The 14,045-nt window shown below is 32.6% G+C and carries 12 protein-coding genes and 2 tRNA genes; 10 read left to right on the forward strand and 4 right to left on the reverse strand.

Annotated features, from left to right (window positions below):
- Positions 1-123 precede the first annotated feature (123 nt).
- From NSQ15_RS00090 to rlmH, 8 genes are all read left to right on the forward strand, one after another.
- Positions 124-198 (forward strand) — tRNA-Glu (locus NSQ15_RS00090).
- Positions 199-205: 7 nt separating this feature from the next.
- Positions 206-278: transfer RNA gene (locus NSQ15_RS00095), tRNA-Asp, on the forward strand.
- A gap of 545 nt (positions 279-823) precedes the next feature.
- Positions 824-1,525 carry a response regulator YycF gene (gene yycF, locus NSQ15_RS00100; protein WP_017636740.1) on the forward strand — a complete coding sequence of 234 codons (702 nt, stop codon included), beginning with the start codon at positions 824-826 and terminating at the stop codon, positions 1,523-1,525.
- A gap of 12 nt (positions 1,526-1,537) precedes the next feature.
- Positions 1,538-3,364 carry a cell wall metabolism sensor histidine kinase WalK gene (walK, locus tag NSQ15_RS00105; protein ID WP_070451754.1) on the forward strand — a complete coding sequence of 609 codons (1,827 nt, stop codon included), beginning with the start codon at positions 1,538-1,540 and terminating at the stop codon, positions 3,362-3,364.
- Complete coding sequence (gene yycH, locus NSQ15_RS00110; RefSeq protein ID WP_154873878.1) at positions 3,357-4,697, forward strand: two-component system activity regulator YycH; 1,341 nt, start codon at positions 3,357-3,359, stop codon at positions 4,695-4,697. Before walK ends, yycH begins: the two co-directional genes overlap by 8 nt.
- A complete protein-coding gene (locus NSQ15_RS00115) occupies positions 4,698-5,489 on the forward strand; it encodes a two-component system regulatory protein YycI (RefSeq protein ID WP_070451751.1) in 792 nt (263 codons plus the stop codon).
- 553 nt (positions 5,490-6,042) lie between these two features.
- Positions 6,043-6,843: an MBL fold metallo-hydrolase gene (locus NSQ15_RS00120; protein WP_026083453.1), complete on the forward strand. Its 801-nt coding sequence runs from the start codon at positions 6,043-6,045 to the stop codon at positions 6,841-6,843.
- Between the two features lie 363 nt (positions 6,844-7,206).
- The gene (gene rlmH, locus NSQ15_RS00125; RefSeq protein WP_002466394.1) at positions 7,207-7,686 is read left to right on the forward strand and encodes a 23S rRNA (pseudouridine(1915)-N(3))-methyltransferase RlmH; all 480 of its coding nucleotides are present in this window, start codon (positions 7,207-7,209) and stop codon (positions 7,684-7,686) included.
- Positions 7,687-7,956: 270 nt separating this feature from the next.
- On the opposite strand, the gene NSQ15_RS00130 is transcribed toward rlmH, so the two are convergent.
- Positions 7,957-9,261 carry a poly-gamma-glutamate hydrolase family protein gene (locus NSQ15_RS00130; protein WP_154873880.1) on the reverse strand — a complete coding sequence of 435 codons (1,305 nt, stop codon included), beginning with the start codon at positions 9,259-9,261 and terminating at the stop codon, positions 7,957-7,959.
- 360 nt (positions 9,262-9,621) lie between these two features.
- Here NSQ15_RS00130 and NSQ15_RS00135 point away from each other — a divergent pair, with 360 nt between their 5' ends.
- Positions 9,622-11,121: an NAD-dependent epimerase/dehydratase family protein gene (locus NSQ15_RS00135; RefSeq protein ID WP_154835527.1), complete on the forward strand. Its 1,500-nt coding sequence runs from the start codon at positions 9,622-9,624 to the stop codon at positions 11,119-11,121.
- Positions 11,122-11,266: 145 nt separating this feature from the next.
- On the opposite strand, the gene NSQ15_RS00140 is transcribed toward NSQ15_RS00135, so the two are convergent.
- The 3 genes from NSQ15_RS00140 to NSQ15_RS00150 all read right to left on the reverse strand — a co-directional run bounded on the left by NSQ15_RS00140 (position 11,267) and on the right by NSQ15_RS00150 (position 13,091).
- Positions 11,267-11,605, reverse strand: coding sequence for a type II toxin-antitoxin system PemK/MazF family toxin (locus tag NSQ15_RS00140; RefSeq protein WP_070451747.1), 339 nt, complete (start codon positions 11,603-11,605; stop codon positions 11,267-11,269).
- Positions 11,602-11,850 (reverse strand): AbrB/MazE/SpoVT family DNA-binding domain-containing protein, encoded by a 249-nt coding sequence (locus tag NSQ15_RS00145; protein ID WP_176745276.1) that lies wholly within the window; start codon positions 11,848-11,850, stop codon positions 11,602-11,604. The genes NSQ15_RS00140 and NSQ15_RS00145 overlap by 4 nt, the downstream gene beginning before the upstream one ends.
- A gap of 290 nt (positions 11,851-12,140) precedes the next feature.
- Positions 12,141-13,091, reverse strand: coding sequence for an ABC transporter substrate-binding protein (locus NSQ15_RS00150; protein WP_070451743.1), 951 nt, complete (start codon positions 13,089-13,091; stop codon positions 12,141-12,143).
- Between the two features lie 76 nt (positions 13,092-13,167).
- On the opposite strand from NSQ15_RS00150, the gene NSQ15_RS00155 reads away from it, so the two are divergent.
- Positions 13,168-13,872: an alpha/beta hydrolase gene (locus NSQ15_RS00155; protein ID WP_070451741.1), complete on the forward strand. Its 705-nt coding sequence runs from the start codon at positions 13,168-13,170 to the stop codon at positions 13,870-13,872.
- Positions 13,873-14,045: the final 173 nt, after the last annotated feature.

The raw sequence follows: 14,045 nt of genomic DNA on the forward strand, positions 1-14,045 counted from the left end.
TCGTCACTTTTATAGCAATATTTCTCCTTTATTAACATTTCAAAAATAATGTTATATTTATGTAAAAAAATAGCTTGTCATGTAAATAACGGCTATGCTATAATCTATCTTGTGCTTAAGAACGGCTCCTTGGTCAAGCGGTTAAGACACCGCCCTTTCACGGCGGTAACACGGGTTCGAGTCCCGTAGGAGTCACCATTTTTTAGGTCTCGTAGTGTAGCGGTTAACACGCCTGCCTGTCACGCAGGAGATCGCGGGTTCGATTCCCGTCGAGACCGTATTGCCTACCCAAGAGGGTAGGCATTTTTTTGTCTATTTTTATTGATTAGCAAAGTCGTTCATCAACTTATTCGTCATTCTACTCTATAACACTGCACATCATTCTTCATTATAGATAAATGAATTAATCTCCCACCACATCATGCTACGATTCACTCATTTTACAACTCTATGACAATAGGCAATCGAAATTTAACATTTATCCTTTCACTGCAACTAAAGAAATGTAAAACATTGAATTAATCACTTTTATACTAAATTTTTATATTACAAAATAATGAAATAGATATCATTTAGTTTTTAAAGGTTACTGAAAGTGTTCAACTTATTTTGTGATATACAATTTTGGTGGTAAACTTATATATAATATTATTCTATAATTTTTTATACAAAAATAGAATGAACCGTTCATAAATGGTAAATTATATAGTAGTTACTGTGCTCTCAATGCACAATAGTTTGAGTCGTGAGAAAGGTCTCAAACGTTACGAATGAAGCTAAGTTGAACGGTAGAATTATACTTTGAGAAATGAGGTTTATATATATGGCTAGAAAAGTTGTGGTAGTCGACGATGAAAAACCAATTGCTGATATTTTAGAATTTAATCTTAAAAAAGAAGGATATGATGTATTTTGCGCGTACGATGGTAACGACGCAGTAGATTTAATTTATGATGAAGAACCAGACATCGTTCTATTAGATATCATGTTACCAGGTAGAGACGGCATGGAAGTTTGTCGTGAAGTACGTAAGAAATACGAAATGCCAATCATTATGTTAACTGCAAAAGATTCTGAAATTGATAAAGTTTTAGGATTAGAATTAGGTGCGGATGACTATGTGACGAAACCATTTAGTACACGTGAATTAATTGCCCGTGTGAAAGCAAACTTACGTCGTCATTATTCTCAACCAGCACAAGAAGTGAATGATGCAACAAACGAAATTTCAATTAAAGATATCGTCATTTATCCAGACGCATATTCTATTAAAAAACGTGGTGATGACATCGAGTTAACACACCGTGAATTTGAGTTGTTCCATTACCTTTCTAAACATATGGGTCAAGTAATGACACGTGAACATTTATTACAAACTGTGTGGGGCTATGATTATTTTGGAGATGTACGTACAGTGGACGTAACGATTCGTCGTTTACGTGAAAAAATTGAAGATGATCCATCACACCCTGAATATATTGTGACACGTAGAGGCGTTGGATACTTCCTCCAACAACATGATTAGAGGTTCAGTCGAATGAAGTGGCTTAAACAACTCCAATCCCTTCACACGAAACTAGTCATTGTATATGTCTTACTGATTATTATTGGTATGCAAATTATTGGTTTGTATTTTACTAATAGTTTGGAAAAGGAATTATTAGATAACTTTAAAAAGAATATTACGCAATATGCGAAACAATTAGATGTAAGCATTGAGAAAGTTTATAACGAAAAAGGTTCGGTTAACGCTCAGAAAGATATTCAAAATCTTTTGAGCGAGTATGCCAACCGTCAAGAAATTGGTGAAATTCGTTTTATAGACAAAGATCAAATTATTATGGCGACGACGAAGCAGTCTAACCGCGATCTTATCAATCAAAAGGCAAACGATAGCTCTGTTCAAAAGGCATTATCACTAGGTCAAAGTAATAACCATATGGTATTGAAAGACTATGGTAATGGTAAAGAAAGGGTTTGGGTATATAACATACCTGTTAAAGCTGATAAACAAACGATAGGCAATATTTACATAGAATCGAAAATTAATGACGTATACAATCAACTGAATAATATTAATCAAATCTTTATTGTAGGTACCGCTATTTCGTTATTTATTACCGTCATACTCGGTTTCTTTATTGCACGAACGATAACCAAACCGATTACCGATATGCGTAACCAGACAGTTGAGATGTCTAAAGGTAACTATACCCAACGTGTTAAAATTTATGGTAATGACGAAATCGGTGAACTTGCGCTCGCATTCAATAATTTATCCAAACGAGTTCAAGAAGCACAAGCGAATACAGAAAGTGAGAAACGCCGTCTAGACTCCGTTATCACACATATGAGTGACGGTATCTTAGCCACTGATAGACGTGGTCGTGTACGTATCGCCAATGATATGGCACTTAAAATGCTGGGTATGGCTAAAGAAGATCTTATCGGCTACTATATGTTAAGTGTTTTAAGCTTAGAAGAAGAATTCTCACTAGAAGAAATTAATGAAAATAACGATAGTTTCTTATTAGACATTAATGAAGAAGAAGGTATCATTGCACGTGTTAACTTCAGTACGATTGTGCAAGAAACAGGCTTTGTAACAGGTTATATTGCCGTACTTCATGATGTAACAGAACAACAACAAGTAGAACGTGAACGTCGTGAGTTCGTTGCTAACGTGTCTCACGAACTTCGTACTCCATTAACATCTATGAATAGTTATATCGAAGCACTAGAAGAAGGTGCTTGGAAAGACGATGATTTAGCACCACAATTCTTATCCGTTACACGTGAAGAAACTGAACGGATGATTCGACTCGTTAATGATTTATTACAATTATCTAAAATGGATAATGAATCAGATCAAATTACAAAAGAAATCGTCGACTTTAACATGTTTATTAATAAAATTATTAATCGACATGAAATGTCTGCTAAAGATACAACTTTCGTACGCGAAATTCCACAGCAAACTATTTTTGCTGAAATAGATCCAGATAAGATGACACAAGTATTTGATAACGTCATTACGAATGCAATGAAATATTCTCGTGGTGATAAACGCGTTGAGTTCCACGTGAAACAAAATGCACTTTACAATAGAATGACGATTCGTATCAAAGATAATGGTATCGGTATTCCTATTAATAAAGTAGATAAAATCTTTGATAGATTCTACCGTGTCGACAAAGCACGTACACGTAAAATGGGCGGTACAGGTCTTGGTTTAGCAATTTCTAAAGAGATTGTTGAGGCACATAATGGCCGTATTTGGGCAAATAGTGTCGAAGGACAAGGTACATCTATCTTCATTACCCTACCATGTGAAATTATTGAAGATGGTGATTGGGATGAATAGTAAAGAATACATCAAAACGATTATCCTGATACTACTTGTATTAATGAGTATCGTCTTAACCTACATGGTATGGAACTTCTCACCTGATCTATCAAATGCTGATAGTACGTCATCAGATAATAAGAAAGATAATTCTAAACCTATTGGAAAACCAATGAGTGCGAAAACGGATAAAACCATCACACCATTTCAAATCGTTCAATCTAATGGCGAAAAAACAAAAGGTATGCCAGCAACAGGTCATGCAGTATCTCAAATTTTAAGCCCATTAAAAGATAAAAATGTTGATTCAGTACAACATTTAAAACGAAATCATAACTTAATTATTCCTGAATTAAGTGATAACTTTATCGTTCTTGATTTCACATATGATTTACCGTTATCAACTTACTTAAGCCAAGTATTAAACATAGATGCTAAGACACCTAATCATTTTAACTTTAATCGACTACTGATTGATCAAGATCAAGAAGGTCATGTGATATTATATGCGATTAGTAAAGATAGACATCAAGTTGTGAAGATGAAAACATCTGTTAAAGGCAAAGATGTGAATCAATCATTAAAAAATCTTAGCTCAGAAATGCAAAAGTATACAGAAATCATCACCAATAAAGATACGATTGATAAAGCAACACATATTTTTGCGCCAGATAAGCCTAAAGACCTCAAGTGTTATCGTATGGTATTTAATACGATTAATGTAGAAAAAATGAACTCTGTATTATTTAACGATTCAACTATCGTCCGTAGTTCTCAAAGTGGCTTGACGACGTACAATAATAATACAGGTGTTGCTAACTATAACGATAAAAGTGAGAAATACCATTATAGAAACTTGTCCGAAGATGAGAAAAGCTCTACCAATATGGAAGAAACAATTGGTGGTACATTCGAATTTATCAATGGACACGGTGGTTTCTTAGACGAAGATTATAGATTGTTTAGCACTGATAATATGAGTGGTGAATTAACTTATCAACGATTCTTAAATGGTTACCCTACGTTCAACACTCAAAAATTAAATGAAATTCAAGTGACATGGGGCGATAAAGGCGTATTTGATTACAAACGCTCATTATTAAGAACTGATGTCATATTGAATAGCGGCGATAAAAAGTCATTACAAAGCGCCGAATCAGTACGCTCAGCACTTGCTAACAATAATAGTATTGATTTTGAACGTGTATCCAATATAGCAGTCGGTTACAATATGGATGACCGACCTAAAAATGATGATATTGAAGTACAACGTAATAGCGAATTTACGCCTCAATGGTATGTCGAATATGACGGCAAATGGTATGCATTTAAAGATGGGGGGCTAGAATAAATGAACTGGAAACTGACAAAGACACTATTCATTTTCGTATTTATTCTCGTCAACATCTTCTTAGTTGCTATATATATAGATAAAGTTAACAAATCACAGATTAATGAAGCGGTAAGTGATAATCGTGTTAACTTCCAACAAGAAGAGATCAAAGTCCCCACTGACGTTCTAAATAAAAATGTGAAAGATACAGAAATGCAACAGATTACTGCCCAGTCTAAAAACTTTTCAAGTTATGCTAAAAAACATTCAAGTTTGAATACATCTGATTCAGGAAAAACAATTAATGGTGAGATAGATAGTACAGTCAATGTGAGTGATAATAATTTAAAAGAGATTAAGAATTATATGAAAGACAATATATTTGGTGGTAAAAATTATCAGTTGAGTAAGATGAATTCTGATTCAATGACTTTTGAACAAACTTACAATGGCTACCCTATAATGAACAATAGTAAAGCACTATTGAAGTTCAATATTAATGATCATAAAGCATCTAGTTATAAACAAACAATGATGAATGATATTCAAGCAGCTAAAGGTTCAAATAGTAGTAAAAGCCAAGTAATAGGCCCGAGAAAAGCAATAGAAGCCCTATACTTCAATCGCTATCTTAAACGCCATGATGAAGTAGTTGACGCACGATTAGGCTACTATTCAGTTGTTAAAGAAACTAACGTTCAGTTATTACAACCTAACTGGGAAATCAAAGTTAAACATAACGGCAAAGACAAAACTAAGACATACTACGTCGAAGCCACAAGTACCAACCCTAAAGTTATAGATAAGTAGTAAAAGGTCTGTAGAAAAGCGCTTAGAGCTGCTTTGTGCTTATGCACTTAGCAGCTCTTATGCATGAGCTTTAGCTCAGGCGAACCTTTAAAAGTAATACTTCGTATTGTAGGGGCTCCCTTTCCCAGGGTACAGTTTCAGCCAGAAATACTGCACAGATAAATCTGTGAGTATTTCTAAGGTCTTCAACTAGTACTGTTCCCTCGGGAGTTTCGCCATAAATACTTCGTATTAATATATAAGTTTAACTGTCTACAAAGGTTTGTACTTTGTAGGCAGTTTTTATGTGGTTATTTGTATGATGAACTACTGTCTCATCAATTAAATAATTCATAGGAAAAATTTAATTTATCAATATACCGGTAGTTTAATAAACGGAGTATTGGCAGATTAATGTCATAATTGGTATAGTATAATATAAGCTATTTTAAGAACGGGTGGTTTCAGTACATAACTGAAATCAAAAAGTTAATCAATTAATAAAGAAAAATACAAAAATGATACGGAAGGCACTCTTACGTCACTAAGAGGGATGAGTGCTATATTAGAAAGGATGAGCCGCTTGATACGCATGAGTGTATTAGCAAGTGGTAGTACGGGCAATGCCACATATGTAGAAAATGAAAAAGGAAGTATTCTTGTTGATGTTGGTCTAACAGGTAAGAAGATGGAAGAACTTTTTGGCCAAATCGACCGCAACATCAAAGATTTAAATGGTATTTTAGTTACACATGAACACATTGACCATATTAAAGGTCTAGGCGTGTTAGCACGTAAATATAACTTACCTATTTATGCGAATGAAAATACATGGAAAGCAATAGAAAAGAAAGATAGTCGCATTCCAATGGATCAAAAGTTCATATTCAATCCTTATGAAACACAATCTATTGCGGGGTTTGATATAGAGTCATTTAACGTGTCACATGATGCGATTGATCCACAATTTTATATTTTCCATAATGATCATAAGAAGTTTACGATTTTAACAGATACTGGATATGTTTCAGACAGAATGAAAGGTATGATTCAAGGTAGTGATGCCTTCATCTTTGAAAGTAACCATGATGTGGATATGTTACGCATGTGTCGTTATCCTTGGAAGACAAAACAACGTATTTTAGGTGATATGGGACACGTATCTAATGAAGATGCTGGTTTAGCGATGACTGATGTGATTACAGGTAATACGAAACGTATTTATTTATCTCATTTATCTCAAGATAATAATATGAAAGATTTAGCACGTATGAGTGTTGGTCAAGTGTTAAATCAACATGATATTGATACTGAAAAAGAAGTCTTATTGTGTGATACAGATAAAGCACAAGCGACACCAATATATACGTTATAGTTATTTTAGACAGAGCGAGACAAGAAGGTCTTGCTCTTTTTTTATGTCTTTTTCTGTGGAAAAGTCATTGAAGAAGGTCTTAAAAGCGATGTTTATAAGGGATAAGTGGATAAAATAGATTAAGACTATCGTGAAGTTATCCACTGAATTGTTCATAGTTATCCAGAGTTGTGTACAATACACACAGAAATACCCACATTGTACACATACTTATCCACAAAATAACAAGTTATTCCACAGAAATTGTGAGTAAATACTAATATTTTATAAAAATTGGGGATATAAACTGGTACAATAAGAGGGAATACTGTGAACAAGTTGATAACTTGTGGATAACTCTAATAAGTATAAGTGGAGGATAATATGAAAATCACAATTCTTTCAGTTGGAAAACTAAAAGAGAAATACTGGAAACAAGCAATTGCAGAATATGAAAAACGATTAGGTGCATACACTAAAATTGAAATAATAGAAGTGCCAGATGAAAAAGCACCTGAAAATATGAGTGACAAAGAAATTGAACAAGTAAAAGAAAAAGAAGGACAACGTTTATTAGCTAAGATCAAACCACAAGCAACGGTTATTACATTAGAAATTGAAGGTAAGATGTTGTCATCAGAAGGTCTAGCTAAAGAACTTAATCAACGCATGACACAGGGCCAAAGCGACTTTGTCTTTGTGATAGGTGGATCAAACGGACTACATCAGGACGTATTACAACGCAGTAACTATGCACTCTCATTCAGCAAAATGACCTTCCCACACCAAATGATGCGCGTTGTGTTGATTGAACAGGTGTATAGAGCATTTAAAATTATGCGTGGCGAAGCATATCATAAATGATGGTTTTTTAGTATTTTGTAATAAAAATTATAAGGTTCTATCTTACATTAAACAAGTTAATGTAAGATAGAACCTTATATAATATAGATTTAGTTATTAATTAAGCTATTAGATATTAGGTGTGAGTTTATTTCAACAATATCTATGAATTAAATAAACAAAGGTCTAGCGACGCCCTTACTCTAGGGATTACTTTAATTAAAAAACGTAAATTAAATTCAATATATAGTATGCATATGTTCTATATGAAACAACTTGCTTGTAAATATGTTACTTAATTGATGTTTGTTTAATAGCTGTGTGCAATGCATCAACAAATTGATACATCTTTGGTGACCAATTATTTTTATTTTTACGTGAAGTTGTACTCATATTTTGATTTTTAAATAAAGCTTTTCTCAGTGCAGTAGTTAATTCCAATTGAACACCTGTACTATTTTGATTTTTATTAATAAAATTTTGATTATTTAAACCACCTAGATATTCTGGAGGCACTTTAACGGTAAAACCTCTACTCCTCAATTGTGATTGAATAGCATCTCTTAGTTTAGATTTAACTCCTCCTAAGAATACAATTTGGTCGTCGCCTTTTGCGCCATGGATAGAAATGTTTGCTGTTCGTCCTTTGACCATTTGATGCAACGTTGGATCATCATAATGTGTAGACGTTACATGTAATTGCGTATTATTTGAGTTTCTTATTCCTTCAAACGAGAAATAATCATATCCACCTTGTTGTGCTAATAACTTTGTTAACTCCGAAGTACCTTGTTCTATGTTTCCGCCATGTGGGGCTACAATAAGTACTTTACTACCTTTATTAGATGTCTCTTTCTTCCAATCAACACCTTCTTTAGTCGATTTTTCTAACTGGGTCATAGATTTGTAGTAATCTTTATGATTGCTTTTAGTTGATTTGATTGAATTTGCTTTAGGTATTGTTGCTATAGCTGTGGCTTTTTTCTTAGTTGTTGTTTCTGCTAATTTTTTAATTGGTGCTTTAGTTTTTATTGATGATACATGGGGTTTCGATACTGCTGTTTTAGCCTGATTTATTTGTGTTTTTGTTGTATTTGCTGTTTTATTTTTATTTGCTACTTCTACTGTAGAAATAGCTTGTTGGTCGCGTTTAGTTCCTATTGTGCTATTTTTGATATTAGTAGATGAATTTATAGGTGCTTTAGTAGACATCGGCTTTTGAGTTTGACTTGTAGATGTTTGAATAGCTTTTGGTTTCAAAGAAGTCGGTGCTTTAACCTTTTCTGGTTTCACTGTCGTTGAAGACTGTTTTACATTTGCAATTTTAGCTGTTGTTTTTACTGTTGTAGGTGACTTTACTGTTGTCGTCACATGTTTAATTGGTGTTGTGATATTAGAACTACTTGTTCTAGAGTTTTTAATATTTTTTATATTTGATGTTTTTGAATTAGTATTACTCTCATTTTGTACTGTGGATGCATGGGCAGTTGTTTGCTGAGTTATGATGTTTATTGATCCTAAACTTAGTGATGCTGTTATAACTCCTAATGTTATTTTCACAATTGGTTTTGTTCGCTTACTTCTATTTTTATTCATTTGTAGCCCCTTAAATAGTTTGCCATTAACTCATATTAACCTATTCTTTCAAAATAGCAATAACTTTATTTAATTTATTACATATTTAACAATAATTTTTTTTGCCTATACACAATATTAAAATAAATTATTAATCTGTACTTAATTAGAGTGCGATAAAAAAATAAAACAAAAATTACTTATACTCAAAATCATTATTACTCCTAATATAGGCTTAAATAGTTTTAAGAAGGGTACAATGTTAAATAAGAGACATGAAGTTCTTGTCCTTTATAATAATAAGCAAGTGAGCTTGTTAATCTAAAGATGAGCTGAGGTAATGTTTACCTGCTCATCTTTTTCTATTTGGAGGCTAAATATATGAAAAGAATTTTATTAACGGGCGCATCTGGATACATCGGCAGTCACTTAATGAATAAATTAAAAGAAAACTATGAAATTATAGCTATTTCTAGAAATATAGAGAATAAATCGGATGAACGTAATGTTACTTGGAAAGCAGCTGATTTGTTTGATTTAAATGAAATAACTGAGGTAATGGAGGACATTGACATCGCTATTTATCTTGTCCATTCTATGATGCCTTCAGCTAAGTTAACACAGGCGAGCTTTGAAGATATGGATGCATTGTTAGCTGATAATTTTGCTAAAGCTGCGAGTTATAACAAAGTTCAACATATTGTATTTATGAGCGGTTTGATACCAGATACAAATGAATTATCCCCACATTTGAGAAGTCGTTTAGAATGTGAACGAATTTTAGGATCATATGGCGTTCCAGTAAGTACGTTAAGAGCTGGATTAATTATAGGTTCTAAAGGAAGTTCTTATCCTATTTTAAAAAAATTAGTAGAAAGATTACCCGGTCTGTTATTGCCAAAATGGGCTTACAATACAACATTGCCAGTCGCAATAGATGATGTTATTAATGGCTTATATAAAATAGTAGAGCGTACGCCAAATGAGAATGAATCGATAGATATTGGTGGTCCTAGTCACATGACTTATAAAGACCTTTTCAACCAAACTGCAGAGGTACTAGATAAACGTTTACCTACTATGGATTTACCTATTATTCCTATTTGGCTAAGTAAATATTGGGTGAAACTTATTTCTGGAGTACCAAAAGAGATGGTCTATCCGTTAATGGACAGCTTAATTCATGATATGGTTCGAGAAAGTAACCATGTAGTCGAAGGTATTTCTATAGGTAAGACGGATTATAAAGAAAGTGTGCGTATTGCTTTAGAAGAAGAAACGCATACACCAAAGAAATCGAAGTCATCACGTAAGTCTGATATTAAGGATGTTAGAGCAATATCGAGGGTAGTCTTACCTCAAGATATGAATATGATTCAATTAGCAGAAGTATATGCCAATTTCTTAAATAAAATTACATTAAATGTCGTTAATAGTGATTTTGACGAAGATAACTTTACGATTACTGTGCCTTGCTTAAATAAGAAATTATTATTATTAAGAAAAGACTTTAAAGCTTCTGATAATGAGAGAATTTTATATCGAATTGTTGGTGGGGATTTTGCTTTAGATGTAGATGGTGGTAATGCGAGATTAGAGTTTAGAAGGTTGCCTAATAGTGATGAATGTATTATTGCCTTACAAGAATATAGACCAACGTTACCTTGGTGGGTCTATAAGTATACCCAAGCGAAAGTACATAAAAGTGTAATGAACATTTTTAAATTGAAGTTAGAAACTGAGAAAAACAAGAAAAATGGAGCTGTGAATATGAAAAAAGTTATTTTACCTGTTGTTATCGTTGGTGCTGTTGCCTTAAATTTATATGGAGTGAAGAAGTATCTAGCTAGAAAAAACAACATATCTAATGCTGAATTGTAGTGGCTAAAGAAGTGGAAATAGACTATAAAACTAAATGAAATAATTAAATCAAACAAAAAATTATAATAATAAGCGCCCCAAAAGTCGGACAAAAATCTAACTTTTGGGGTGCATTATATTATAGCCAAATCTAAATTACTTTTATTTATAAAGTAGGTTTTAAATACGTCTGTACCGCTTGTAGTACATCCTTTTTTAAGTTGTCTTGTAATTCATCTCTATAGTTATGATAACGAACATTGAGATCTAGTGAGCGTATTTGAATAGTATCTATGACACCTGTAACTAATCCTTTTTTAGTTTTGACTTCAATGTCAGTGGGAAATCTTACTTCTCGATTTGTGATTGGTAATACCCAAACAAAATCAGTACCTTCAATGCTCATTTGATTGTTTATAACTAGACATGGACGTATCTTTTGTTTTTCACGACCACGTGTTGGATCTAGGTCAATATAAAGTATGTCGAATTGTTTTATACTCATATCTCACGACCTACACTTTCGCCAAAATCAATTTCAGTTTCAGTGTATTTACCACCATTCTTGAAAAAATTTGTAATTCTATCTTCAATCGATTCTTCTTTTTTTTTGATAAATAATCCACCATTCATTTCTTGAACCTCAACTTTATCCCCTACGTCGAAATTAGCGAGTTGAATCGTTTGTTTACTTAAGCTCATAGCTTTACTATTACCATTTTTGAAAATGCGTTCAGACGTTTTATTCATATCTTTTAATGTTTTTGACATAATCATCGTCTCCTTGATTTCATTATAACAATTTATACTTACGTGCGTAAATACAAATGTTTGTAAAAAGATATTAAATACCTTCTAACAGGAACTAAATAACAACACTATATTCTAGGTTGCATATTCTAAAAATTTCATATGATTGCTCACGTTGGAATATTGTGATTACAAATTAAGCATCCATCACAGCAAAGCGATAGATGCTTAATTTTATCTACTATTTCATTTTTAATTTATAGGTACTTTAATCTTAAGGCAGTCTAAATTTATTTATTGCTACTATCATCTTTCATTTTTTTCAATGCTTTATAAAAGATTTTATGTTGTTTTTCTAATGAAATTGGATCGTTATATTGTGTATCTTCTACATTAAATCTAATAACATGATCTTTTTGAACTGCGGGAAGATTTTTCCAAGTATTTGTATTTTCAAACTCTGAAGTTTGTTTGCCATTTTGTGCAATAACTATAATGTCACCTAAATATTGATTGAACTGTTCAGAATTTACAGGTATCGCAAAATTTTTGCCTAGTGCTTTTTTCAATGCATCTGGTTGTTTGAAGCCATAGCCATTGTTGTAAATAATTTCCGTTCCGCGTCCCATATGGTCACTAAATGCCATTGTGCCTTTAGGTGTTTGTTGAATAACAGTTGCAGATTTTCCTTTTATAAATGGAGCTAATTCTTTTTTCTCTTTTGCTAGTTGATCTTCCCAATTGCTAACCCATTGTTCAGCTTGTTTTTTCTCTCCAACTAAATCTCCAAGCTTTATAGTTGTATCTTTGTAATCTGCTTTTGCCATATTAAATGATACAGTGGGTGCAATCTTTTCTAATTTCTTCATATTTTTGTCTTCCGAAGTTGTTACAATTAAGTTTGGTTTCTCTTTGGCAATTTGTTCCACGCTTGTATTATCGATTCGTTTGATTCCTTTAGTTGCATCATTTAATGTTTGATTCTGTTTTACAAATTCTGGTACTGCAACAGGTTTATGATCAAACTTAACGAGTGCGCCTACCAACGTTGGATGTAATACCACGATACGCTTAGGATTCTTAGGCACGTCAACTTTTTTCCCGTTTTCAGTAGTAAATGTTTTAGTCGTACTTTGTTTATGACTTGATTTATCTTGACTATCATTTTTATTGCTATCGTTATTGCCACACGCTACTAAAAATAGTGCTAAACATAATAAAACGGATAAAAGTTTCTTCATAATCACTTCTCCTTTATGTATAATTGATAATGATTCTCAATATCGATTATAGCATAACTTTATAAGGAGGAGTACTATGGGAAAGACAAATATCATTTATTTCCAAAATTATAAGATTATTATTCAACTACCTAATAATTACGAAAAAAATAAACACCACTATTATCAAACCGTCATTACACAAGATGGCAATGATTTATTTAAATCCATTCGCCGTCATAATATTATCTTTGTTGGTATTCAACCTAATCAACGTGCTCATGACTATACACCTTGGCATACTACACAAAATCCAGATGGTGGCGGTGCAAATACTTATTTGAAATGGCTTTCTGCAGAACTTATTCCATACCTTAGAGCACATTATCGTATCTCATTAAATAACAATGATCTTGCTATAGCTGGGGCGTCTTATGGTGGTCTACTGTCTCTCTATGCACTGATTACCATGCCTAATCAATTTGGACATTATATTGTTCTGTCGCCTTCAATGTGGTATCCAGATTTTCTGGAATTTTTAAAAAAAGCAGATTCTATATACGAAGCAAAAAATATTTATTGGTATGTCGGTGGTTCTGAAGGCATTAAAAATACAAAAGTGATCAAACCCATGGTACGTAAAAATAAACTTGCAGTAGAAAGCGTGAAATCATTACTTGTCTCATCTAACACTAAATTTAAATTTGAAATTGACCCACAAGGCATCCATCGTCAAACATATTTTAACAAGTACTTTAAAAAAGGTTTGCGTTATTTAAAATTAAATAAAAAAGGTCGCTAATACTACATATTGTGACGATTTACTACTTATTGAATTAGTTATATTATTAAGCGATACGTAGAAGCGTATCATAATTGATACAAAAAATACTCATCTTATGAGAAAGTATTAAGTTTATTATGAATATTGGATGTCGATAAGTTAAAAGAGACTATGGTATAATATTACCATCA

This window comes from Staphylococcus sp. FSL W8-0774, from assembly GCF_038006785.1.
In the GTDB taxonomy this organism is placed as follows: Bacteria; Bacillota; Bacilli; order Staphylococcales; family Staphylococcaceae; genus Staphylococcus; species Staphylococcus pasteuri.

Excerpts from the sequence above, each read along its gene's own strand:
- yycF (WP_017636740.1), top strand. The coding sequence starts at position 824 with ATGGCTAGAAAAGTTGTGGTAGTCGACGATGAAAAACCAATTGCTGAT.
- walK (WP_070451754.1), top strand. The coding sequence starts at position 1,538 with ATGAAGTGGCTTAAACAACTCCAATCCCTTCACACGAAACTAGTCATT.
- yycH (WP_154873878.1), top strand. The coding sequence starts at position 3,357 with ATGAATAGTAAAGAATACATCAAAACGATTATCCTGATACTACTTGTA.
- NSQ15_RS00115 (WP_070451751.1), top strand. The coding sequence starts at position 4,698 with ATGAACTGGAAACTGACAAAGACACTATTCATTTTCGTATTTATTCTC.
- NSQ15_RS00120 (WP_026083453.1), top strand. The coding sequence starts at position 6,043 with ATGAGCCGCTTGATACGCATGAGTGTATTAGCAAGTGGTAGTACGGGC.
- rlmH (WP_002466394.1), top strand. The coding sequence starts at position 7,207 with ATGAAAATCACAATTCTTTCAGTTGGAAAACTAAAAGAGAAATACTGG.
- NSQ15_RS00130 (WP_154873880.1), bottom strand. The coding sequence starts at position 9,261 with ATGAATAAAAATAGAAGTAAGCGAACAAAACCAATTGTGAAAATAACA.
- NSQ15_RS00135 (WP_154835527.1), top strand. The coding sequence starts at position 9,622 with ATGAAAAGAATTTTATTAACGGGCGCATCTGGATACATCGGCAGTCAC.
- NSQ15_RS00140 (WP_070451747.1), bottom strand. The coding sequence starts at position 11,605 with ATGAGTATAAAACAATTCGACATACTTTATATTGACCTAGATCCAACA.
- NSQ15_RS00145 (WP_176745276.1), bottom strand. The coding sequence starts at position 11,850 with ATGAATAAAACGTCTGAACGCATTTTCAAAAATGGTAATAGTAAAGCT.
- NSQ15_RS00150 (WP_070451743.1), bottom strand. The coding sequence starts at position 13,091 with ATGAAGAAACTTTTATCCGTTTTATTATGTTTAGCACTATTTTTAGTA.
- NSQ15_RS00155 (WP_070451741.1), top strand. The coding sequence starts at position 13,168 with ATGGGAAAGACAAATATCATTTATTTCCAAAATTATAAGATTATTATT.